The sequence below is a fragment of the Acinetobacter sp. YH16056_T genome (assembly GCF_024605895.1).
Classification (GTDB): Bacteria; Pseudomonadota; Gammaproteobacteria; order Pseudomonadales; family Moraxellaceae; genus Acinetobacter; species Acinetobacter amyesii.
Genome location: NZ_CP094545.1, coordinates 2,836,679 through 2,856,745, shown reverse-complemented (window position 1 = coordinate 2,856,745; position 20,067 = coordinate 2,836,679). Strand labels below are relative to the sequence as shown.

Here is a 20,067-nt window from a genome sequence, read left to right as displayed (position 1 = left end):
TTAAGGTTTAACGCTATAGCGGCTACTAATTGCAATTCGGTTCCATGTGTTGATCACAATAGCCAGCCATTCCACGGCACTGATTTGTTCATCTGTTAAAAAGGGCAAAGCATCTTCATAAACTGCATCGGGAACTTGGCCTTCGGCAATCAATGTAATTGCTTCGATCAAGCTCAAAGCTGCACGTTCTTTTTCATCGTAGTACGCAGTTTCACGCCATGCATTGAGTAGGCTAATGCGTTCAATACTTTCACCTGTTTTAAGTGCATCTTGCGCATGCATGCGAATACAGAATGCACATTCGTTGATTTGGGATGCACGTAATTTCAGTAAATGGGCTAAACCTTCACTTAGGCCAGACTCATTTATTTTTTGCATTGCCAGTGCATCAAGTTCTGCAACTTTTTTATACTGTTCAGGTGCAGACTGACCTAGATTGATTCGTGACATTTCGAGCCTTTCTGATGTTTTTAGATATACCTGCTATTTTAAAACCGTTATGGTTGAGGACAAGTTTTATTTTGAGCATTTAGATGACCACTTTTGTTCTTGCGCCCGATTCATTTAAAGAAAGTATGAGTGCTCAACAAGCCTGTGACGCGATGCAGCGTGCAATTTTAAAGCTCATACCTGACGCAAATGTCATCGCTGTGCCAATGGCAGATGGCAGTGAGGGAACTGTAGATGCGTTGCTCAGTGCTTGCGACGGTCAAAAAGTGACGATAGCGCTTACAGGTCCTTTGCCCAATCAAGGTGTGACGACATATTTCGGTTTGATCGACGGTGGAAAAACCGCAGTGATTGAAATGGCAAAAGCCAATGGAATTCATCTTGTCGATATGGCTCAGCGAAATCCATTACTGACGTCAACTTATGGTACGGGCGAAATGATCAAGGCTGCTCTAGACTTTGGAGTAAGTAAAATTATCATTGGCTTGGGCGGGAGTGTGACCAATGATGGCGGTGCAGGTATGGCGCAGGCCTTGGGGGCGCAATTTTTAGATGAAAATGGCTTCGAAATAGCAGTTTGTGGTGGTTACCTGGATCAAATTAATAGTCTTGATTTGACGCAGCTTGACTCACGTTTAACGTACACAGAGATCATCATTGCCAGCGATGTCATTAATCCACTATGTGGTGAAAATGGTGCATCCCATATCTTTGGCCCGCAAAAAGGCGCAACGCAGGAGATGGTGCGTCAGTTAGATCAGAACCTCAGTCATTATGCCGATGTGGTTGAAGCGACTCTGGGTTGTGCTTTACGTGATGTAGCAGGTGCAGGTGCTGCAGGTGGATTAGGTTTTGGGTTGATGGCTTTTGCAGGTGCATCGATGCAATCAGGTGTGGAATTGGTCATTGAACAAACTCAGTTGAAGGAAAAAATAGCACAGGCAGATTATGTGCTGACAGGTGAAGGGAAAATTGATCATCAAACCAAGTTAGGTAAAACACCATTTGGTGTGGCGCAGGTTGCAAAAAAGTTTAATAAACCCGTGATCGCCTTTGCTGGTCTAGTGGGTGAGGAAATAACAGAACTTTATGATTTAGGTTTCACACAGATTGTTGGGATTAATCCACCAGATTGTAAGTTGGAAGATGCATTAAAAAATGGTAAGAGAAATTTAGAATGGTGTTGCAAGAATGTGGTTAGGGCTATTAGATGTAGATACAATATTATAAGGGACTGAAATTTTAGTAATGATTTTTTTATAATAAAAGACTAGGGTCTGTTGACATTTGTTGATTAAAAAAATAGCGAGATAGTAAAATTAAATCGCCAAACCCAATTTTACACTCGCTATGCCTCGAACAATGCTAAATGATCAACACTGGTCCAAGTTACTTGCTATTTTCCGTCACTTTAATATTTATCTCAAATTAAATTTACGGAATTTTATTGAAGCGATTTTATTTCGAATTAGAACAGGCTGTCCTTGGCGTGATTTACCTCAAGAGTTTGGTAAATCAAATTCTATTTTTAAGAAATATAATCGATGGTCTAAAAATAGTAAGTTTATGAATATTTTTAAATTATTCAGCCAGCATGCTGATAAAGAGTGGATTTTTATCGATGGGAGCCATGTACGAGCGCATCAACATTCAGCTGGTATTAAGAATCAAAGTATTTCCAAAAGTATTGGTGGTAATAGTTCAAAAATACATTTAGCAATCGATTCAAATGGTAATCCTATTGAATTTATTATTTCAGATGGAACTTCACATGATATTAAGGTTGCACCTGATCTTGTATCAAAATTAGATTTAACAGAGTCAGAAATGCTATGTGCAGATAAAGGCTATGATTCAGAAAGTTTCAGAAAGAAAATTAGAGAAAGTAATACGAAAGCAAACATTCCTCGAAGATCAAATGCCAAATCTAGCAATGATGATATGGACTGGTATATGTATAAAATCAGACATTTAGTTGAAAATGCATTTTGTAGATTAAAACAATTTAGAGGAATTGCCACAAGATACGATAAGCTAAAACGTAACTATCAAAGCGCTGTTGCTTTAGCTTGTATATTTATATGGTTGCCTCTTTAGCTCAATTTATCGGCTGTAAATGTCAACACACCCTAATAGCTTTGTTTATTTTGTAGTATTAGATTTCTTTCATAAGTCGTTTTTCACTCAGCTCCAAGTTATAAATTCCAGCAATTAGATTGAATCTCAATGCTAGTCTTTTGCCTCGATTGCGATATCGCTCAGCAAGAATTTTGAAGGTTTTCAAACTGCCAAATACATGCTCAATTCCAATTCTTCTTTTATTGATTTCCTGATTATAGATTTTTAGTTCGGAATCCAGTTTACAGCGCTTCTTTGCTTTTAATGGCAACAAGCTATTTGGATACACTGTATAAATTCCCTGATAACCCTTATCCGCAAGGATAAATGCACCTGCAGGAATCTGATTCAAGTTACGTTTGAAGAGTTCGAAATCATGTACGGCACCACGACTCGTACATAAACTCAGGATTTTTTGAGTTTGATAATGAATGATGGCCTGTACTTTGAAAGTGTGGGTCTTTTTCTTGCCGCTATAGCTTTTCTTCTGTTTTTTTAGGCCTTTGGATTGGAATTTCTGTGGCATCCACGATCACAACATTCCAATCGATGCCTTCGCCCTCGGGTAAATCTTTGGGTAAATTAAAGAGATTGGACCGAATCAGGCAGTCTTCAACATGACGGACAATTCTTGAGGCTGTGGGCTCTGAAACCCCGTAGCTCGTCGCAACGTGAAATAAGGTTCGGTATTCCCGCCAATAGCTTAGACAGAGCAGAACCTGGTCTTCCAGGCTTAACTTGGGCGGTCTGCCTTTGGCAGGGACATGTTTCTTCAATTGCTCAACCATCAAATAGAAAGTTGACCATGAGATGCCTGTGTATCGCTTGAACTGAGGATCAGAAAGCTTGTTTGAATCGATGTATTTCATCCGCAGATTATGCACGAATGCTAAGAAATCCGGAGTGCAAATATTAACCAAAAAGAAGATCGTTTTTTGATTTATGAAAGAGATCTATTGTTTTTCTTTAATTATTAAACAAATGAAATTTATGAAACCAATAATAATTCTCTCAATAGTGTTTATGAGCACACCGATTTATGCAGAAAGAATTTCTGAAGCGGAATTTAATGTAAATTATAAGAATTATAAAAATGAACTTGCTAGAGATCAGGCAGCACTAAAGAAGTTAAATTCTGAAAGTTCGTTTGAGGCAACTGTAAAAAGCAATTTATTAACATGTAAGGTTTGGGACTCAAAACTTGCAATGTATAAATTAGCTTTAGAAAATAAACAGATTCAAGATGCTGGGCATCTAGCAAATAATTTGAAAAATGAAATATTACCTTTTCAACTAGCAATTCAGAATTTATCAGGAACGACTTTTGAAAAAAACTGCGAAACTATTGAAAAACTTTCGATAGCAAGTGGCATTATTAAATGAAATTAATTCTATAAAGTGTTGCACTTTGTTGGTAATCAAGATTTCTTACTAGATTGTAAAACTCATAATTTATCTATAGCTCTGTTAAACTACCAACTCACATAGCACGATGAGACACCATGAGTTTAGCCAACCTGATTGATGAATTAAATCCTCAACAAAAACAAGCCGCAACAACAGAAGCACAGCATAGCTTGGTTTTGGCAGGAGCAGGTTGTGGTAAAACCAAAACCATCGTGGCGCGTGCAGCTTATTTAATTGATCAAGGCGTGCCTGCCAATCAAATTCAAATTTTGACTTTTACTCGCCGTGCGGCCAGTGAAATTGTCGCTCGTGTGGAGCTGGCTCTGGGTGAGCAAGCCAAAGGGTTACGTGCATCAACCTTTCACACCTTTTGTATGTACCTATTGCGCCGCATTCCAAAAGCCTTTGGCCTAGAGCAGTTTTCGGTTATTGATCGTGATGATCAGCTCATGATGTTCCGCCTGATTCGTGGTCGTGATGATAAGAAAAACCCCAATCACTTGCCTAAGCCGAAAGAACTCTGTGATCTGTATTCCTTTGCACGGAATACGCGCCAAAAACTCAGCATTGCCATGGAAAAGCAAATGCCTGAGTATTTTGCGTTGAAAGATCAAATCGCGGATATCATGAAAGAATACGAAGCCCGTAAACGTGCGCGTAGTTTTTTAGATTATGACGATATCTTGGCAATTGTGGCAAAAGCCTTGGCGGAATCAGATGGACTGGTCGATTATGTCGCTTCGATTTGTCGCTACATGTTGGTTGATGAAATGCAGGATACCAATCCGCTGCAATGGGCGTTACTTGAGCCACTAAAGGAACGTGTCAGCTTGTTCTGTGTCGGCGATGATGCACAGTCCATTTACGGCTTCCGTGGTGCAGACTTTGAAAATATTCATCATTTCAAAGAGCGGGTACCCGACGCACAGATTTTTAAACTTGAAAAAAATTATCGTTCAACCCAAGAAATTTTAGACCTGTCGAATTGGTTGTTGGATGAAAGCGAAATTAAATATGACAAACGCTTAGATGCCTATCGTGGTGAAGGGATTAAGCCGAAAATGCATATTTTCCCGAATGAGTTTGATGAAGCCAAATGGATTGCCATCGACATTAAAGAGCGTCATTACCTCGAAGGCAGCAAATGGTCGGATCATATGGTGCTTGTGCGTTCAAGCTTTGCCGCCCGTCATATTGAAGCAGCTTGTATTGCCGCAAACGTGCCGTATCGCTTTATTGGCGGCATGAAATTACTTGAAACAGCCCATGTAAAAGACTTGCTCAGTGTGCTGCGTGTAGTGGCCAATCCTTTAGATGATATCGCGTGGATGCGCTTTTTAACCTTGTGGAATGGTGTGGGTGATGTCGGTGCGAGTAAGTTATCGCAGCAGATTTTACTTGAGCCAGAAATGCAAGCCATTGCAACCAAGTTGGAAAAATTTGGCAAAGTGCCTGACCAAGCGATTCTGATGATGAAGCAAATGTCGGTGTTGAAAGATCAGGTCAAAGAATGTGTAAGCTTGGCTGTTCAAGCGATTTCTGAGCAGCTGGAAGAGAACTATAAAAAAGATTGGAATCGCCGTGTCGGTGATTTTGATCTGGTGAAACAATTGGCATCCAAACATACGCAGTTGAGTGAATTCTTAGAAGAATATGTCCTTGATCCAGTTTCCATTTCTGAAATTGAACGCCAATCTGACAGTGATGTCGTGACTTTAATTACCATTCATTCGGCAAAAGGAACGGAGCAAAAAGTCTGTTATGTGGCGAATGTCACACCAGGGCAATATCCACATGCACGTGCCCAAGGTAATTTCGATGAAGTGGAAGAAGAACGTCGCGTGTTATATGTGGCGCTGACACGTGCGCAAAATGAATTGATTTTGACCAAGCAAAACTTGAACCACTGGGCACGTGAAACTGTCGATGAGCAAGGCCGTAAAGTAGAAAGTTACTTTATGAATGATTTAACTCGAAATTTATGTAGTTTGGAAACACACTATAAAACCCGTCAGCAAACCGTAAAAAGTGCCTTAATCGAAAGAAAATCGATTAATTTAGATTTTGGTATCGATCTCGATTAAAATAGATTTTTGACGTGATTTACATGCAAGTTAAAAAGCAAAATAGACAAATGCTTTTTGATGATGCTGTCTATTTGGAAGATTGAATGAAAATTTTAGTACGTAACTTAGAGCGTTCAGTTACTGAAGCAGAATTGGTTGAACTGTTTAAACCATTTGGCGCAGTAGAGTCTGCTGTTGTTGTTATGGATGCAAGCACAGGTAAATCGAAAGGGTTTGGTTTTGTCGAAATGCCAAATGGTCGTGAAGCTGTAAAAGCGATTAAAGGCCTGAATACTTTGAAAGTCAAAGGTGCGGGTATTCGCGTAAAAGCGGCTGAAGATAAGCCTAAAGCATAAATTTAAAAAGGAGCGTAACGCTCCTTTTTTTATCGGTGATCTATGAAAAAACGCTACTCGGCTTTGTCTATTGTTGCGCCATCTGGTTCGAACATTGCGTGTGGGCTTAAAACGCTTGAAGTCCGCTCATGGCAGCCCGAACATTTGCCTTTAAAAGATTTAGTGATCGTGGAAAATCAACGCTACTTACATGAAAGCGGAGATGAAGATATTGGACGTGCAGTGGCGAAGGTCGATGTATATGACGTTCATGCATGGACTGAAACAGAGGTAGAGCAAGCGCAGGCGACATATTGGGCAGCAGGGTACTGGGCTTGGCGTCTGGAAAATATCAGGATGATTGATTGGGATATGCCTGTTCCTGCCAAGCGTGACATTTATTTAATTGAAATCGATCATCCATAATATTTATTGTGAATTTCCTAAAAATCCGTTTAAGCTTATTCATGTAGAAAAACGCCAAAATTTAGGGAATTGTTCATGTCTCGTGTTGCTCGCTTTCATGCTGATCGTACCAATCAAAAGTTATATTTTAGCCGTCTTGCATGTCAGCAAGCCGAGCAGACCGATCATGTTCAACAAGCTCAGGCTTATCGCGAAGCAGCGGTTTTTCATTTGCATGGTGCAGTACTTGCGTTTTTACAAGAGTTGGTGCGTTACTATCGTTTAAATGAGCCTGCGCCCACGTTAAAGTCGATTGAAACGCTGATGGCTGAAAAAGGTCAGGTATCACCTGAAGTGACTGTTATGCAGCAATTGGCAAAGCAGGGCTTTATTGCAGAGCTGAAACGCGCACATCGTATGTGTCAGTATGCACCTGAACCGTCTGCACCAGAGCCAGAAGATGAAACGTCTTCAAATTTAATTATTAAAGTTACCCAAACACCACAAGCATGGTTGCCAGATACCGCTATTTTGCGTGAATGGCATCGTGATCTAACCCAATTGATTGATGGATTTCGTAACGAGATGGTGGAATTCTAATCGGACTATTGCTACTTGAAATAAATTTATTTAACCCGATATAAGATTATCTAAGTAATACAAAGTGCAGATGCCTTTATCACCATGTTGCGCATGGAGGGATATATGTCTATAGAACAGTTGAAAGAACTCTTTGGGAACCAGGAAGCAATTTTAGAGCTGGTTCAATTGGAAGGTGGTGAGTTGGCATTGCGTAATGCAGGCTCAGAAAAAGAGCCTTTGGTGACTATCCAATTCAATGAAGAATTACGCAATATTTTGGGCGATCAAATGAGTGTGATCGCTCAGCAAATGATTCAGGCTGCATTGTTTGGTTTGTTAGAAAAACAAGTGGATGAATGGCATGCCGAAGTGGTTGATGAAAAGCCAAAATATATGAGCTAATCATATAGCTGCTGATTTTGTGGATCATGTTGATGAAAACGCACCTTTTGGTGCGTTTTTTTATACTCAAAATGGCACTTAGACTTTGCCCAATTCAGCAGGTGAGATCAGCATCGATCCTAAAAATACAATGAAGACCCCGATGAGCTGTAAGAAAAATGGATTTTTGGCATCTTGCCAATACAAAATCAGAAAGACGATGGAAATGGGATAAAAGAATAGACAGCCCAGTCCCCATAAAATACTGGTTTTAAATGCAGCGATGAGAAAGCCCAGACCGCCAATTAAAATAATGGCAAAGCCTAAATAGAGACTGAACATGTTTATCTTGTTTGAAGTTTTTAAAATGATGCTTTGTTTGGTGCTAATTTTATCAATATATATTTTAAATTCAATTATTTGTAATTTTGAAAATGCTGAATTTTATCAGTTTAAAAAAGGCGATGCTTAAATGCATCGCCTTTTTTGTATCGCCCCTAAGCGTTTTATTTAGGCACTTAGTGTGTCGGTGTTTGATGATGGGCAATTTGGATTTGATTTAAAATATGATTGCTCATATTTTTCGCCATTTCCTCTTTGGCATAATAAACCTCACCGACATTGTCGCGACGAATGACTTCAGCTTCTTCTTTGCTTTCCGCACAAACCAATACTTGGATAGACGGATTCAGCATTTTGGCAATGTCGACAATTTTATGAATATCTAAAATATCCATAGGTGAAATGACCAAAAGGCGTGCGTGTTGAATATGGGCTTGAATTAAAACGCCGGGTTCTGTTGCCACACCGGATACCGCAGCGATGCCTTTTTCCCGTAAGTTTTCCACGATTTCACGATTTTCTTCAGCAATAACCACTTTAATGTTTTCATTCATTAATTCACGGGTAATGCGACGACCGACTTCACCATGACCAATCAGTACCACCTGATCACGTAGATAATCCTGTGAGACCTCATCAGGCAACATGGCTAATGGGTCACTACTACGTTCCAGTAAACGGGCCAAATTCGAGCGCTCACGGATGAGTCGCTGCATAGGCTCGATTGCAGAAAATACAAATGAATTCAGCGTAATCGAGATTAATGCACCTGCCAGTATCAGGTTTTGTCCTTCCATAGAAAGGAGGTTTAGAGATACACCCAAGGTCGCCAAAATAAATGAGAACTCACCAATTTGCGCCAAGCTTGCCCCAACGGTTAATGCGGTATTGATGGGGTAGCGGAAGAACAATACTAATGCCATTGCAGCGATGGTCTTACCAATCATGATAATACCGACCACAGCTAAGACGTGAAGCGGTTGTTCAATCAAGATCCGTGGATCAAACAGCATGCCGACGGAGACGAAAAACAGAATCGAAAAAATTTCACGAAGCGGAAGGGTTTCTTCTTCTGCACGGTGACTAAAGTCAGACTCTTTGACCACCATACCGGCAAAAAATGCGCCCAGTGCCATGGATACACCAAATACCTTGTAGGCACCAAAGGCAATAGACACGGCTGCTGCAACCACAGTGAGCGTGAATAATTCACGTGAGCCTAAGCGTGCAACCACTTGCATAATCATTGGCACTAAACGTTTACCAATGATCAGCATGAAGGCAATAAAGCCAGCAACTTTGAGTAAAGTTAGACCTAAGGTCAGCCAAATATTTTCATCAGCACTGCTTTCTGTGAGCGGTTGGCCGCCAAGCAGTACGGCAGTAGCAGGCAGAAGGACCAGGACCAAAACCATCACCAAATCTTCAACCAAGAGCCAACCCACGGCAATTTTACCATTGACGGAGTTGAGTAAACCGCGATCACCTAAGGCTTTGAGTAGAACGACAGTACTTGCACACGACAAACTTAAGCCAAACACTAAGGCTGAGCCCATGCTCCAGCCCCAAAGCATGGAAATTCCCATACCTAGTAAGGTCGCCACTGCAATTTGTAAAATGGCACCGGGGAGGGCAATACGACGGACTTGCATCAAATCATTGAGTGAAAAGTGCATACCCACGCCAAACATCAGGAACATGACACCGAGTTCTGCCAGCTGGTTAGCGAGATGGATGTCACCAACTACTCCAGGCGTATTTGGGCTAATAATAATACCGGCAATCAGATAGCCGATGAGGGGAGGAAGTCGCAGGCGCGCAGCTATATAGCCAAAAATTAAGGCAAAACCAAAGCCAACAGCAAGTAATATTATGAGTTCTACATCATGAGGCACTAAAAACTCCTTAAGCCTAAGTTAAGGGTAAAAAAGACAAGCACAAAAAGTGCCAAAAGCATTTTGAAAGTTTAGCAATTCGAATAAAAAAAATGCAAAAAAAAACGACCTAAGCAGGTCGTTTTTTTCAAAAAACTAAAATTATTTGATTTTAGCTTCTTTGAAAATTACGTGTTGACGGATTTTTGGATCAAATTTTTTGATTTCCATTTTTTCCGGCATAGTACGTTTGTTCTTAGTGGTAGTGTAGAAATAACCTGTACCAGCAGAAGAAACTAGGCGAATTTTATCACGCATGTTCGTAGCTCCTTAGATCTTTTGACCTTGAGCACGTAGGTCAGCAACAACCTTTTCGATGCCCAATTTGTCGATAATACGCATACCTTTAGTAGTTAGACGAAGACGTACGAAACGTTTTTCGCTTTCTAACCAAAAACGGTGGTGATGCAGGTTCGGCTCGAACCGGCGTTTAGTTTTGTTGTTGGCGTGTGAGACGTTGTTACCAACGACTGGACGCTTGCCGGTAACTTGGCAAACCTTAGACATGGTGTAACTCCATTGATTTAGCCAACAGCAAATCTGTATGGCCAGTCAAAAAAAACATTGAATTCATTCAAGGGGCGTTTTATATCAAAAATGCGCTTAAAAGACAAGCGATTTTGCATAAAACGAACGATCACCTAGTGTGATCGTTCATGCCTTGATCGTTTATCGAAGAAGTGTCTTCGAAATCAGTTTGTGGATCGGCTTATTGAACGGTGGAAGAATGAATTTCAAACTATACAGTTTTGGATTCGACATCACCGAGCGTTCATGCGACAAACTGAAGAAACCTTCTGGACCATGATATTTCCCCATACCCGAAGCCCCCACACCGCCAAACGGCAGGTCATCTTGAGCAACATGGGTTAATACCGTGTTTTGTCCGAAATGTCCTGAATGGGTACGTGTTGCGACATAGTCGGCACGTGCCTGATCAAAGTCGAAATAGTATAAAGCAAGTGGACGAGGACGGCTATTAATAAAAGCAATAACCTCGTCAATTTGATCATATTCCATGATCGGAAGGATCGGACCGAAGATTTCATGCTGCATAATTTGCATGTCTGGAGTGACACCCGTTAAAACAGTCGGTGCAATTTTACGTACAGCGTCCACATCTTCATTTTGTGGGTTAAAACTGATGATTTGTGCGCCTTGATCACGCGCATCTTCTAAATAACCTTGTAGGCGGTTGTACTGCTTGTCATTAATAATCGAGGTGTAGTCCTGATTTTGGGCAATACTTGGGTACATGGCTTCAACGCACACTTTATAGTGATCTAAAAATTCAGCTGTTTTACCACGAGGTAAGAACACATAGTCAGGTGCAACACAAGTTTGACCTGCATTCCAAAGTTTACCAACCGCAAGACGCTGTGCGACATCTGCAAGGTCAATAGACGGATGAACCAATACAGGTGACTTTCCGCCTAATTCTAAAATCACCGGAACTAAGTTTTCAGACGCTGCCGCCATGACGGTTTTACCGACATTGGTCGAGCCAGTAAAAATCATTTTGTCGAAGGCAAGGTGACTAAACGCATCTGAAATTGGGCCACCACCGTTGACGACTGCGACCAATTCTTGAGGAAATGCTTCTGCGAGAGCTTTTTCTAGCACATCACCGAATGCCGCAGAGGCACTCGAGATTTTGATCATGGCATGGTTGCCCGCAGCCAAAGCACAAATCAGTGGGCCTATAGAAAGAAGCAGTGGGTAGTTCCATGGCGTAATAATGCCGACGATACCAAGCGGTTGATATTGCACCCATGCTTTTGCAGGTTGATGAATAATTCCGACATGGCGTTTGGATGGTTTCATCCAGTCTGTCAAATGCTTGCTATAATATTTGATGTGTTCAAGACATGTGAGCAACTCACCAATCTTGGTTTCACCGATAGAACGGTTACCATAGTCTTGATTAATTGCATCAGCAAATTGATCTTGATACTTAACTAAGATACGCTTAAGCCGAGCCAAACGGTCAATACGTTCCTTCGCTGTAGGCAATGGGTAACGTAAATACGCTTGTTTCTGCTGTTCCAACATATTGTTGAGATGCTGGTGATCAAAAGAATGTGGTGTCATTGAAGTTGTTTTTGTCTGACTATTCATGTCGCACGACCATATCCAAATTAGCGATTAATTAATTTTTAGAGCAAATACTCTAAATAGTCAAGTTACTTTATGTGTTAGTGTTCTAATGCTTTGAAATAAATGGTTGTTTTAGGATGTCTCACACCAAAACCTTAAAAACGAAAGAACGTATTTTGCAGCTGAGTTTGCAGTTGTTTAATGAGCGTAGCGAGCGTTCAGTGACAACCAATCATATTGCTGCTGAACTGGGAATGAGCCCAGGTAACTTGTATTACCATTTCCGAAATAAAAGTGAAATTATTAAGGAATTAATGGAGCAATATCAGCATGAAACGCTAGAAATGTTAGCGCTTCCTGATGATCGTCAGCTTGATGCCAATGATAAAATTCGCTATTTCCAAGTGTTAAGTAGCCAATTATGGGCTTATCGCTTTTTACATCGTGATGTTTATCACTTGGTCGAAAATAATGAAGATTTCCGCAAAATGTATCCACGTTTTGCCGGTCAAGTCATGCAACAAGGGCAGAAAATTTATCGTGCCTTTGTTGACGCAGGCTTAATGCAGATGACCGATTCTGAAATTGAGGCCTTAACCATTAACTTGTGGATCGTGCTGACCAACTGGACCAACTTCCTTTATATGTCTGGCCATATTACTGACTCAAACACTTTGGAAGAAAAGTGGGTGTGGCAAGCACTACGACAAATGGTGTTCTTAGAAGGTGCATATCTACGTGGTGAAAGCCGTGAAACCTATGAGCGATTGCTCGAAACTTTAGGGCCGTCGGACTTATTTGCAAGTCTTTCAAACGCAAAGCATCAGGTTACTGAATAAGACTATTTAGTCTGGCTTTAAAAAGCGTTAGAATACTCGGCTCTTTTTTCAATTTAACTGATTAGTGATATAAACCAACATGAATATGTCGACCGCTAACACAGCACGCTTACTCATTACCTGTGAAGATAAACCGGGGATTGTGCAAGCTGTATCGAGCTTTTTGTATCATCAGGGAGCAAATATTACCGCACTTGATCAATACGCGACTGAAGCTCAAGGGGGGCGATACTTCATGCGTGTTGAGTTCGAATTGGACAATTTACAAAGCCGTAAAGAAAGTCTAACTCAAACATTTGCGAGCAATGTTGCTGAGCGTTACAACATGCACTGGCGTTTAGCTTTAGTCAGTGATGTGAAGAAAGTCGGTATCTTGGTGTCTAAAGTTGACCATGCATTGCTTGAGCTGTTATGGCGTCATGCACGTGGTGGTTTGCCATGTGAAATCACCAAAGTCGTGTCTAATCACGATGCTTTACGTGAATCTGTAGAAAATTTCGGTATTCCGTTTGAAGTGGTTCCCGTGAACAAAGAAAACAAACGTGAAGCTTATGAGCAAATTGATCAATTGATGCAAGGCAATGATTTATTGGTTCTTGCTCGTTATATGCAAATTTTAGACGAAGAATTTGTTCAAAAATGGGAAATGAAAGTGATCAACATTCACCATTCATTCCTCCCAGCCTTTGTTGGTGCGAACCCATATAAGCAAGCGCATGAAAAAGGTGTGAAGTTGATTGGTGCGACAGCGCATTATGTGACTGCTGATCTTGACCAAGGGCCGATTATTGAGCAAGACGTAGAGCGTGTAAGCCACGACTTTACTGTTGAACAATTGCGTGAGTTAGGTCAGGACGTAGAACGTAATGTGCTCGCACGTGCAGTCAAATGGCATCTTGAAGATCGTATTATTGTCGATGGTAATAAAACTGTTGTATTTCAATAAAACGAGATGAATTTTTGAATAAAAGGGCATACTTTAGGTATGCCTTTTTTATATTATGATTAAAAAAAGTCATTAAAACTGACGAATTAATAGTTGCAAATGAAAACACTTCTCATTTATTATTGCTGTACTTTAATTGTGCTAACCGATGAGCATGATTGTATTTTTAACAAAATAAATGCAATCGCTTCTTCAAGGTAACTGAGTTTAATGAGTCAATCTCCCGCTCCAATGATGCAATCACCTAACCCGATGAAAAAGAAAATCATTACTGCGCTTCTCGCTGTTGTGGTGGGGCATATGGGGGTATTGTGGGCGGTCAGCAATATGAAAGCACCAGAACTTAAACCGATCGAAAAAGATCCGATTAAAGTTCGTTTTGTGAAGATTGTTGAAGAGAAAAAACCTGAACCTCCGAAGCCAAAACCAGAACCGAAGAAAGAGCCACCAAAGCCAAAAGAAGTTAAAATAGTAGATAAGCCGTTACCACCTCCACCGAAGAAAGTGGAAAAAGTGGAACAGGTGAAAAAGAAAGATGCGCCGAAACCAACTGTTGAAGCGGTCAAAAACGTACCACCAACACCTGTTGTTTCAACTGTGGTTTCTGAAACGAAAGTCGTTCGTGTTGAACCAACACCTCCGGCACCTGTTGCACCACCACCTGCGCCTCCAGCACCACCTGCGCCACCGACACCTAAAATAGTCAGCATCGGTAATGGTGTCAGTTGGATTAAGAAACCTAATGTTCAATTTGAAGATGGTGAATTAAAAGCGTCGTGTACAGTTGAAGTTGCGATTGCAGCAAGTGCTGAAGGTAAAGTCGAATCAGCAACCATTAAAAACTCGACTTGTGGCGCTGCTGTGAACCGTAAAGTGACTGCAGCAGTGAAGCGTGCGCGTTTATCCAAATATATTGATAATGGTGTCGCAACTCCGACGCGAGTTGATCAACCATTTAACTTTAAACTTAATTAAGATTCCGGCTAACCCATTAGGAGTTCGAATATGAACTTTTCAGTTTATTGGCAACATGCAGATGCAGTCAGCAAAACACTGTATTTCGTGTTACTTGCAATGTCGATTGCGACTTGGACGATCTTCGTTCTTCGTATTATGGGCACACGTCAGCTCAAACAAGTGGCGTATAACCACCTTGCAGATGCACTAAGCAAACTGAAAGCGAAATTTGCTCCTTTGGCTTTTGAACAACGTAAGGCTGTGGCTGAACAAGCATTACTACGTCAAATTTCGGTAGAAAAAGCTAATGCTGAAAAAGGCGTATCTGTATTGGGTACGATTGCTTCAATTGCACCGTTCGTAGGTTTGTTCGGTACAGTGTGGGGTATTTTCCATGCCCTTGTAGCAGTGGGTAAAAGCGGTCAAGCGGGTTTAGCGCAAGTGGCAACTCCAGTCGGTGAAGCTTTGATCATGACCGGTCTTGGTTTGGCTGTGGCGATTCCTGCGGTATTGGCTTATAACATCTGTGTTCGTTTTAACCGTACACTGTCGAATGAATTGCAAGATCAAGCGCATGGTTTATTGATTGATACTATGTTGCAACAAGAATCTGCAGCGAAGAAAGAAGACGTGAAAACTGCACAGCAAAGTTTAGCTGGAGGTCAAGCTTAATGGCTTTTCAATTGGGTGAAGACAACGATGCTGGCATGAATGAGATGAACCTCATTCCGCTCATCGATATTATGTTGGTATTGATGATCATCTTCTTGGTGACTGCGACTGTTGCCAACCCATCAATTCCATTAACCTTGCCACAAACGACTGCAGAAGTGATTGATCTGCCGCCTGAAAGCGTAACCATCAGTATTAACTCAGCGGGTGATATCGCTTGGAATGGTGATATTGTGACGCTCGAAGATTTAGAAAGTCGTCTAAATACAGCTGGTCAGCAAGAGCGTAAACCTGCATTGGTCTTAAAAGCCGATAAAGAATCACGTTATGACACAGTTGCGCAAGTGATGTCGCGTGCGAGTGGAGCCGGACTCAGCGATATCGCCTTTGCCAGTGATAACTAAGCACTGAGTAAAGATAGCTAAAAAAAAGCGACTGAAATGTCGCTTTTTTTTATGTCTCTATTTTGAAAAGACGTCGTACAAATAGATCACTCAGATTTGAGTAGGTCTTGAAATTTGCTACGTAATTTCATGAGTTTAGGTGGTATTGAAAAATTACAGTAGCCTTGGTTTGGGTTACGCGCAAAGAAGTTCTGATGATATTCTTCGGCAGGGTAGAAGGTCGGCATTGGACTGAGTTCAGTCACGATATTGATGCCTTCTGCTTTTAACTCGTCAATGCGTTGTTCAGCGAGCTGCTTTTGTGATTCGTCCTGATAGAAAATCACTGAGCGATACTGTGTACCGACATCATTGCCTTGACGGTTCAGCGTGGTTGGATCGTGGGTTGCGAAAAATACATCCAGCAATTGGCTAAAACTGATTTGGCTGTCATCAAAATTGATCTGAATGACTTCTGCATGTTGGGTATTTCCCTCACAGATTTGCTCATAGCTTGGATGCTGAGTAATTCCCCCTGCATAACCACTGACAACTGTTTGCACGCCCTGAAGTTGTAGAAAAACTGCTTCTACACACCAAAAGCATCCACCACCAAATACCGCTTGTTGCATAGTGAAATCCTATCTTGTTCCCTGATGTTTAATATGGGGTTATAGCTAAAAACTGCAATGTACGTCTGTATACTAATCACAAGTTTATGTGCATTAAATGTCTCTGGCATGACTGAACAGTGAATAAAAAAGTCTGCCGAAGCAGACTTTTAAAATGATTTAACGCGGTTGAACGGCGCTTTCATATTGAATTAATAAATTGCCATGACGGTCTAGTAATTTCAAAGTTTTTCCAAAAACTTGATAATGCGTTACCTTTTCGAGTGCGGCATGATACTGTCGGTCTAGCCCATTGTTATTGAGACAAGCCATCTGTGTCGCTGCAATCGGGCCAAAAGTTATGGTGTCTTTGCCAGCATTATAGCCGCCCATTATACGATTACAGCCATCTGCACCTGAGACACGTTTTGAAGCCGCATCGAATTGAATGCTTGGAATATTATGCGCATTGGGTGCTGTTTTGATTGGGGTGTTGCCAATCTGAGTGGCAATCCAAGTACGGTTTTGTAATAGGTTTAAATTTTCAGTTATGGTGTTGTCTTGTGCAGGCATGCTTTCACAGCCTGTCACCACTAAAGTTGAAACCAAAGTTGCAGCAACAAATATTTGTTTTAGCATCGGAATTTCCCCGTGGAAGCATTTCAATTATCTAAGCAAATATCGCACAGATAAGCTAGCCATATTTGTATCAATATTTAAGAATTACAATTGATTGGCGCTTGGATTAGACTGTGAATGCGGCAAACCTTGTCGGATTAACTTCGAATATTGTTCACTGCTCAGTTGCTTAATTTGAGAGACGCGGGGGTTAACATGGGCTTTTTGATACCATGTTTTCATATCCCAATTTTGGTCTATGGCATGGAGGTCGTGCAAATAATTCGGCAAATAACCGGATGCAAATAAGCGGTAATCGGTTGGAAGTTGATGTTTGGAAACCGCTTGAATCATGTCAAACACCAGTGTTGTACAATTACTAGTGAGTGTGTTGTACCATTTGGGTTGAGTCTGCAGTTCATCGGCTTTATGTAGATATTCAATAAACAGCGCCTGCATTTCAGATTTTGGCATGTTTACGGGGAAGAAATAGACCTGTTCTCCGCGTGTATTGCTGCGGGTATAGATGATATCTTTTTCATCTGATGCAATGAGGCTCAGTTCATATTTACGGAAAAAACCACCAATCGCAGAGAATTCTTCGTTTTTCTCTTTGCGAATTTCAATCGAAAACGTCAGCGGTGGTTGGTCAGCAAAATCAAAACTGACCAGAGTATGGGCAATTTTCGGCCCCATCCAATACGAGGTAATGATGTTGACGCCATTGATTTGACTCAGGTCATATTGGCGAGTTTCCCAACGCGGGGTAAAGCTACCATCGGCATGCCAGTCGAAATTACGCACATTGTGTAAGGTGACGAGATTACCTTGCTTTTCATAATGTAGAATTTCAGCTACTTCAGGATTCCATTCACGATCTTGACGCGCTTCCATGCCAAAATACCAAAATAGACCGCAAATAAAGCCCATAATATAAATTAAGACATCTTTACGACGGCTAAAAAAGTGTTGGGTAATATAGATGCCTAAAATGCTCAGGGCAAAAGCGATCCAGATCCCAATGATAATGCGGCTGCCTAACCAGCCTGCCGGTTGCTGTATCCACAAGGCGGCACAGAGCCAAATCGAAGAACAGAGGACAAACACACTAAATAGAGCATGAAGAATACTTCGCCCTATTTTTTTGAACATTGCTTGTTGGTCACTCTGTTGCATATTTTTCTTTTAGCTTAAGATTTTTCTTTATTTTCGGTAAGTTGCGAACTCAAAAGCAATCCCAGTTTTGTCGTCGATATGTTGTTCTGACGCCACTTTTTGAAAGTCCGCAGGAATTTCAGGATAATGCGCATCACCTTGAACATCCAGTTCAACATGCGTGAGTTCTAAACGGTCTGCAATGCCGATGGTTTGCTTAAAAATTTCACCACCACCAATAATAAACAAACTCGTTGGTTTTTCTGAACTTGCAACATCAGCAACAGCTTGCGTTAATGCCTCGTCGATACTATATGCGACTTTGGTGCCTTCAAATGACCAAGTGTTATCTCGTGTAATTACCCAATTGACACGCTTCGGAAGGGTACGTCCCATAGACTCTAAGGTTTTGCGTCCCATGACCACTACACCGCCTTGAGTGATGGCTTTAAAGTGCTGTAAATCGGCAGATATATGCCACGGCAAATCATTACCTTTACCAATGCAGCGCTGCTGATCCATAGCGACAACGTGCACGATTTCTAAATTTTGAAATGCCATAGTTTGAACTCAAATAGCCGAAATATTTGTCGTCTATTAGAATGCAAAATCCCGCTTGAGGTAAAGCGGGATTTTGCTTTTCACTTGGGATTTCTAAAAATTAAACCGCAACAGGGGCTTTAATCGCAGGATGTGATTCATAACCTACGATTTCAATATCTTCAAATTTAAAATCGAAAAGATCGGTAATTTCAGGATTGAGTTTTAATTGGCACAGACCCATTGGTTCACGTGTCAATTGCAACTGCGCTTGTTCGAAATGGTTGGCATATAAATGTGTATCCCCACCGGTCCAAACGAAGTCGCCTACACCTAGACCACAAACTTGCGCAATCATATGTGTTAACAGGGCATAGCTGGCAATGTTAAACGGCACACCCAAAAAAACGTCAGCACTACGTTGATATAATTGGCAGGACAATTTTCCGTTTTGGACAAAAAATTGGAATAAGGTATGGCATGGTGGCAATGCAACATTACCTGCCTCATTTGGATTCCAACCAGACACGATTAGACGACGAGAGTTAGGATTGGTTTTGATTTCATTGACCAACCATTTAATTTGGTCGAAACCATCTTGTTCATATAGGCCATCGGCTTTTTTGGTCGCACCGAAATTACGCCATTGATGACCGTAAACAGGACCTAATTCGCCAGCAGGACGACCAAAACGTGCAGTTTGTTCTGCTGTAGACCATTCATCCCAAATGGAAACTTTATTGTCTTGCAAATATTGAACATTGGTATCGCCTTTAAGGAACCACAGTAGTTCAATCACGATAGAGCGGAAATGAACTTTTTTGGTGGTGAGTAAAGGGAAACCTTGAGAAAGATCGAAGCGCATTTGATGACCAAATACAGAACGTGTTCCCGTACCCGTACGGTCGCCCTTGTCGCCGCCGTTGTCGAGAATGTGTTGTAAAAGGTCTAAATACTGGCGCATGACTCTCTCATAATTTGCTAAATTTCTTGTGGCACATATTAGCTTGTTTTGCGTGAGGAAGGAACTGCGATGGGCGCTTGAATATGGTCAGGTTTAAAAAATCAGAAACATACGGTGTTTATTGGGTGATGACCAAATTTTGCATGCCACAAGCACTGAATTATTGGAGCGAATACGTCTATTAATAACAATTACACCAAGCGTTAACGAGACAATATGTCTGTTAAATCAAGCATGAGCTTAGGAAACTTAAGCTCTATTGTTT

General features: G+C 41.1%; 26 protein-coding genes. 13 read left to right on the top strand and 13 right to left on the bottom strand.

Annotated features, from left to right (window positions below; all coding sequences use genetic code 11):
* On the bottom strand, nt 1-450 hold the full coding sequence (locus MST17_RS13890) for a carboxymuconolactone decarboxylase family protein (protein WP_180026607.1): 450 nt from the start codon (nt 448-450) through the stop codon (nt 1-3).
* 83 nt (nt 451-533) lie between these two features.
* On the opposite strand from MST17_RS13890, the gene MST17_RS13885 reads away from it, so the two are divergent.
* Together MST17_RS13885 and MST17_RS13880 are read left to right on the top strand one after the other, a co-directional pair.
* Nucleotides 534-1,688 carry a glycerate kinase gene (locus MST17_RS13885; protein ID WP_180026606.1) on the top strand — a complete coding sequence of 385 codons (1,155 nt, stop codon included), beginning with the start codon at nt 534-536 and terminating at the stop codon, nt 1,686-1,688.
* A gap of 112 nt (nt 1,689-1,800) precedes the next feature.
* On the top strand, nt 1,801-2,547 hold the full coding sequence (locus MST17_RS13880; RefSeq protein WP_026056797.1) for an IS5 family transposase: 747 nt from the start codon (nt 1,801-1,803) through the stop codon (nt 2,545-2,547).
* A gap of 58 nt (nt 2,548-2,605) precedes the next feature.
* On the opposite strand, the gene MST17_RS13875 is transcribed toward MST17_RS13880, so the two are convergent.
* Entirely contained in the window at nt 2,606-3,094 is a 489-nt protein-coding gene (locus tag MST17_RS13875) for a transposase family protein (RefSeq protein ID WP_079393637.1), read from the bottom strand.
* Entirely contained in the window at nt 3,042-3,437 is a 396-nt protein-coding gene (locus tag MST17_RS13870; protein WP_071851480.1) for a transposase family protein, read from the bottom strand. Before MST17_RS13870 ends, MST17_RS13875 begins: the two co-directional genes overlap by 53 nt.
* A gap of 154 nt (nt 3,438-3,591) precedes the next feature.
* Between MST17_RS13870 and MST17_RS13865 the strand changes: the two genes are divergently transcribed.
* The 6 genes from MST17_RS13865 (at nt 3,592) to MST17_RS13840 (ending at nt 7,765) form a co-directional block, all read left to right on the top strand.
* Nucleotides 3,592-3,951 carry a hypothetical protein gene (locus MST17_RS13865; protein ID WP_180004573.1) on the top strand — a complete coding sequence of 120 codons (360 nt, stop codon included), beginning with the start codon at nt 3,592-3,594 and terminating at the stop codon, nt 3,949-3,951.
* A 119-nt stretch (nt 3,952-4,070) separates the two neighbouring features.
* The gene (locus tag MST17_RS13860) at nt 4,071-6,059 is read left to right on the top strand and encodes an ATP-dependent helicase (RefSeq protein WP_180004572.1); all 1,989 of its coding nucleotides are present in this window, start codon (nt 4,071-4,073) and stop codon (nt 6,057-6,059) included.
* A gap of 86 nt (nt 6,060-6,145) precedes the next feature.
* Nucleotides 6,146-6,397, top strand: a complete 252-nt coding sequence (locus MST17_RS13855; protein ID WP_078189697.1) for an RNA-binding protein — start codon at nt 6,146-6,148, stop codon at nt 6,395-6,397.
* Between the two features lie 42 nt (nt 6,398-6,439).
* The gene (locus tag MST17_RS13850; protein ID WP_180004571.1) at nt 6,440-6,802 is read left to right on the top strand and encodes an ASCH domain-containing protein; all 363 of its coding nucleotides are present in this window, start codon (nt 6,440-6,442) and stop codon (nt 6,800-6,802) included.
* A 75-nt stretch (nt 6,803-6,877) separates the two neighbouring features.
* Nucleotides 6,878-7,381 carry a DUF6586 family protein gene (locus tag MST17_RS13845; RefSeq protein ID WP_111884067.1) on the top strand — a complete coding sequence of 168 codons (504 nt, stop codon included), beginning with the start codon at nt 6,878-6,880 and terminating at the stop codon, nt 7,379-7,381.
* A 105-nt stretch (nt 7,382-7,486) separates the two neighbouring features.
* On the top strand, nt 7,487-7,765 hold the full coding sequence (locus MST17_RS13840; protein ID WP_078192732.1) for a hypothetical protein: 279 nt from the start codon (nt 7,487-7,489) through the stop codon (nt 7,763-7,765).
* A gap of 78 nt (nt 7,766-7,843) precedes the next feature.
* Here the strand turns inward: MST17_RS13840 and MST17_RS13835 are convergent, their stop codons facing one another.
* The 5 genes from MST17_RS13835 to MST17_RS13815 form a co-directional block, all read right to left on the bottom strand.
* Nucleotides 7,844-8,086, bottom strand: coding sequence for a hypothetical protein (locus tag MST17_RS13835; protein WP_180026029.1), 243 nt, complete (start codon nt 8,084-8,086; stop codon nt 7,844-7,846).
* 176 nt (nt 8,087-8,262) lie between these two features.
* Nucleotides 8,263-9,981: a cation:proton antiporter gene (locus MST17_RS13830; protein ID WP_180026028.1), complete on the bottom strand. Its 1,719-nt coding sequence runs from the start codon at nt 9,979-9,981 to the stop codon at nt 8,263-8,265.
* 141 nt (nt 9,982-10,122) lie between these two features.
* Nucleotides 10,123-10,278 carry a 50S ribosomal protein L33 gene (rpmG, locus tag MST17_RS13825; RefSeq protein ID WP_001205031.1) on the bottom strand — a complete coding sequence of 52 codons (156 nt, stop codon included), beginning with the start codon at nt 10,276-10,278 and terminating at the stop codon, nt 10,123-10,125.
* A 12-nt stretch (nt 10,279-10,290) separates the two neighbouring features.
* Complete coding sequence (gene rpmB / locus MST17_RS13820; protein WP_000048256.1) at nt 10,291-10,527, bottom strand: 50S ribosomal protein L28; 237 nt, start codon at nt 10,525-10,527, stop codon at nt 10,291-10,293.
* A 162-nt stretch (nt 10,528-10,689) separates the two neighbouring features.
* Nucleotides 10,690-12,138 (bottom strand): coniferyl aldehyde dehydrogenase, encoded by a 1,449-nt coding sequence (locus tag MST17_RS13815; protein WP_180026027.1) that lies wholly within the window; start codon nt 12,136-12,138, stop codon nt 10,690-10,692.
* A gap of 116 nt (nt 12,139-12,254) precedes the next feature.
* Here MST17_RS13815 and MST17_RS13810 point away from each other — a divergent pair, with 116 nt between their 5' ends.
* From MST17_RS13810 to MST17_RS13790, 5 genes are all read left to right on the top strand, one after another.
* The gene (locus MST17_RS13810) at nt 12,255-12,956 is read left to right on the top strand and encodes a TetR/AcrR family transcriptional regulator (RefSeq protein WP_168377888.1); all 702 of its coding nucleotides are present in this window, start codon (nt 12,255-12,257) and stop codon (nt 12,954-12,956) included.
* Nucleotides 12,957-13,035: 79 nt separating this feature from the next.
* Entirely contained in the window at nt 13,036-13,902 is an 867-nt protein-coding gene (gene purU / locus MST17_RS13805) for a formyltetrahydrofolate deformylase (RefSeq protein ID WP_078192727.1), read from the top strand.
* A gap of 210 nt (nt 13,903-14,112) precedes the next feature.
* Nucleotides 14,113-14,877, top strand: coding sequence for a TonB family protein (locus MST17_RS13800; RefSeq protein WP_180010194.1), 765 nt, complete (start codon nt 14,113-14,115; stop codon nt 14,875-14,877).
* Nucleotides 14,878-14,907: 30 nt separating this feature from the next.
* On the top strand, nt 14,908-15,531 hold the full coding sequence (locus MST17_RS13795; protein WP_078192725.1) for a MotA/TolQ/ExbB proton channel family protein: 624 nt from the start codon (nt 14,908-14,910) through the stop codon (nt 15,529-15,531).
* Nucleotides 15,531-15,935, top strand: coding sequence for a biopolymer transporter ExbD (locus MST17_RS13790; RefSeq protein ID WP_078189686.1), 405 nt, complete (start codon nt 15,531-15,533; stop codon nt 15,933-15,935). Before MST17_RS13795 ends, MST17_RS13790 begins: the two co-directional genes overlap by 1 nt.
* A gap of 86 nt (nt 15,936-16,021) precedes the next feature.
* Here MST17_RS13790 and msrA read toward each other — a convergent pair whose 3' ends face one another.
* The 5 genes from msrA to thyA all read right to left on the bottom strand — a co-directional run bounded on the left by msrA (nt 16,022) and on the right by thyA (nt 19,802).
* Complete coding sequence (msrA, locus tag MST17_RS13785; protein ID WP_180026026.1) at nt 16,022-16,546, bottom strand: peptide-methionine (S)-S-oxide reductase MsrA; 525 nt, start codon at nt 16,544-16,546, stop codon at nt 16,022-16,024.
* A 159-nt stretch (nt 16,547-16,705) separates the two neighbouring features.
* Nucleotides 16,706-17,164: an META domain-containing protein gene (locus MST17_RS13780; protein WP_168377884.1), complete on the bottom strand. Its 459-nt coding sequence runs from the start codon at nt 17,162-17,164 to the stop codon at nt 16,706-16,708.
* Between the two features lie 84 nt (nt 17,165-17,248).
* Entirely contained in the window at nt 17,249-18,319 is a 1,071-nt protein-coding gene (locus MST17_RS13775; RefSeq protein WP_180026025.1) for a DUF4105 domain-containing protein, read from the bottom strand.
* Between the two features lie 27 nt (nt 18,320-18,346).
* Entirely contained in the window at nt 18,347-18,859 is a 513-nt protein-coding gene (locus MST17_RS13770) for a dihydrofolate reductase (protein WP_180010197.1), read from the bottom strand.
* A gap of 100 nt (nt 18,860-18,959) precedes the next feature.
* On the bottom strand, nt 18,960-19,802 hold the full coding sequence (gene thyA, locus MST17_RS13765; protein WP_078189681.1) for a thymidylate synthase: 843 nt from the start codon (nt 19,800-19,802) through the stop codon (nt 18,960-18,962).
* Nucleotides 19,803-20,067 lie beyond the last annotated feature (265 nt).

Coding starts and splice junctions, on each gene's coding strand:
- MST17_RS13875 (WP_079393637.1), bottom strand. CDS start 3,094: ATGCCACAGAAATTCCAATCCAAAGGCCTAAAAAAACAGAAGAAAAGC.
- MST17_RS13780 (WP_168377884.1), bottom strand. CDS start 17,164: ATGCTAAAACAAATATTTGTTGCTGCAACTTTGGTTTCAACTTTAGTG.
- MST17_RS13810 (WP_168377888.1), top strand. CDS start 12,255: ATGTCTCACACCAAAACCTTAAAAACGAAAGAACGTATTTTGCAGCTG.
- MST17_RS13840 (WP_078192732.1), top strand. CDS start 7,487: ATGTCTATAGAACAGTTGAAAGAACTCTTTGGGAACCAGGAAGCAATT.
- thyA (WP_078189681.1), bottom strand. CDS start 19,802: ATGCGCCAGTATTTAGACCTTTTACAACACATTCTCGACAACGGCGGC.
- MST17_RS13795 (WP_078192725.1), top strand. CDS start 14,908: ATGAACTTTTCAGTTTATTGGCAACATGCAGATGCAGTCAGCAAAACA.
- MST17_RS13850 (WP_180004571.1), top strand. CDS start 6,440: ATGAAAAAACGCTACTCGGCTTTGTCTATTGTTGCGCCATCTGGTTCG.
- MST17_RS13880 (WP_026056797.1), top strand. CDS start 1,801: ATGCCTCGAACAATGCTAAATGATCAACACTGGTCCAAGTTACTTGCT.
- purU (WP_078192727.1), top strand. CDS start 13,036: ATGAATATGTCGACCGCTAACACAGCACGCTTACTCATTACCTGTGAA.
- MST17_RS13885 (WP_180026606.1), top strand. CDS start 534: ATGACCACTTTTGTTCTTGCGCCCGATTCATTTAAAGAAAGTATGAGT.
- rpmG (WP_001205031.1), bottom strand. CDS start 10,278: ATGCGTGATAAAATTCGCCTAGTTTCTTCTGCTGGTACAGGTTATTTC.
- MST17_RS13770 (WP_180010197.1), bottom strand. CDS start 18,859: ATGGCATTTCAAAATTTAGAAATCGTGCACGTTGTCGCTATGGATCAG.
- msrA (WP_180026026.1), bottom strand. CDS start 16,546: ATGCAACAAGCGGTATTTGGTGGTGGATGCTTTTGGTGTGTAGAAGCA.
- MST17_RS13865 (WP_180004573.1), top strand. CDS start 3,592: ATGAGCACACCGATTTATGCAGAAAGAATTTCTGAAGCGGAATTTAAT.
- rpmB (WP_000048256.1), bottom strand. CDS start 10,527: ATGTCTAAGGTTTGCCAAGTTACCGGCAAGCGTCCAGTCGTTGGTAAC.
- MST17_RS13775 (WP_180026025.1), bottom strand. CDS start 18,319: ATGCAACAGAGTGACCAACAAGCAATGTTCAAAAAAATAGGGCGAAGT.
- MST17_RS13860 (WP_180004572.1), top strand. CDS start 4,071: ATGAGTTTAGCCAACCTGATTGATGAATTAAATCCTCAACAAAAACAA.
- MST17_RS13790 (WP_078189686.1), top strand. CDS start 15,531: ATGGCTTTTCAATTGGGTGAAGACAACGATGCTGGCATGAATGAGATG.
- MST17_RS13890 (WP_180026607.1), bottom strand. CDS start 450: ATGTCACGAATCAATCTAGGTCAGTCTGCACCTGAACAGTATAAAAAA.
- MST17_RS13835 (WP_180026029.1), bottom strand. CDS start 8,086: ATGTTCAGTCTCTATTTAGGCTTTGCCATTATTTTAATTGGCGGTCTG.
- MST17_RS13815 (WP_180026027.1), bottom strand. CDS start 12,138: ATGAATAGTCAGACAAAAACAACTTCAATGACACCACATTCTTTTGAT.
- MST17_RS13870 (WP_071851480.1), bottom strand. CDS start 3,437: ATGAAATACATCGATTCAAACAAGCTTTCTGATCCTCAGTTCAAGCGA.
- MST17_RS13855 (WP_078189697.1), top strand. CDS start 6,146: ATGAAAATTTTAGTACGTAACTTAGAGCGTTCAGTTACTGAAGCAGAA.
- MST17_RS13800 (WP_180010194.1), top strand. CDS start 14,113: ATGAGTCAATCTCCCGCTCCAATGATGCAATCACCTAACCCGATGAAA.
- MST17_RS13845 (WP_111884067.1), top strand. CDS start 6,878: ATGTCTCGTGTTGCTCGCTTTCATGCTGATCGTACCAATCAAAAGTTA.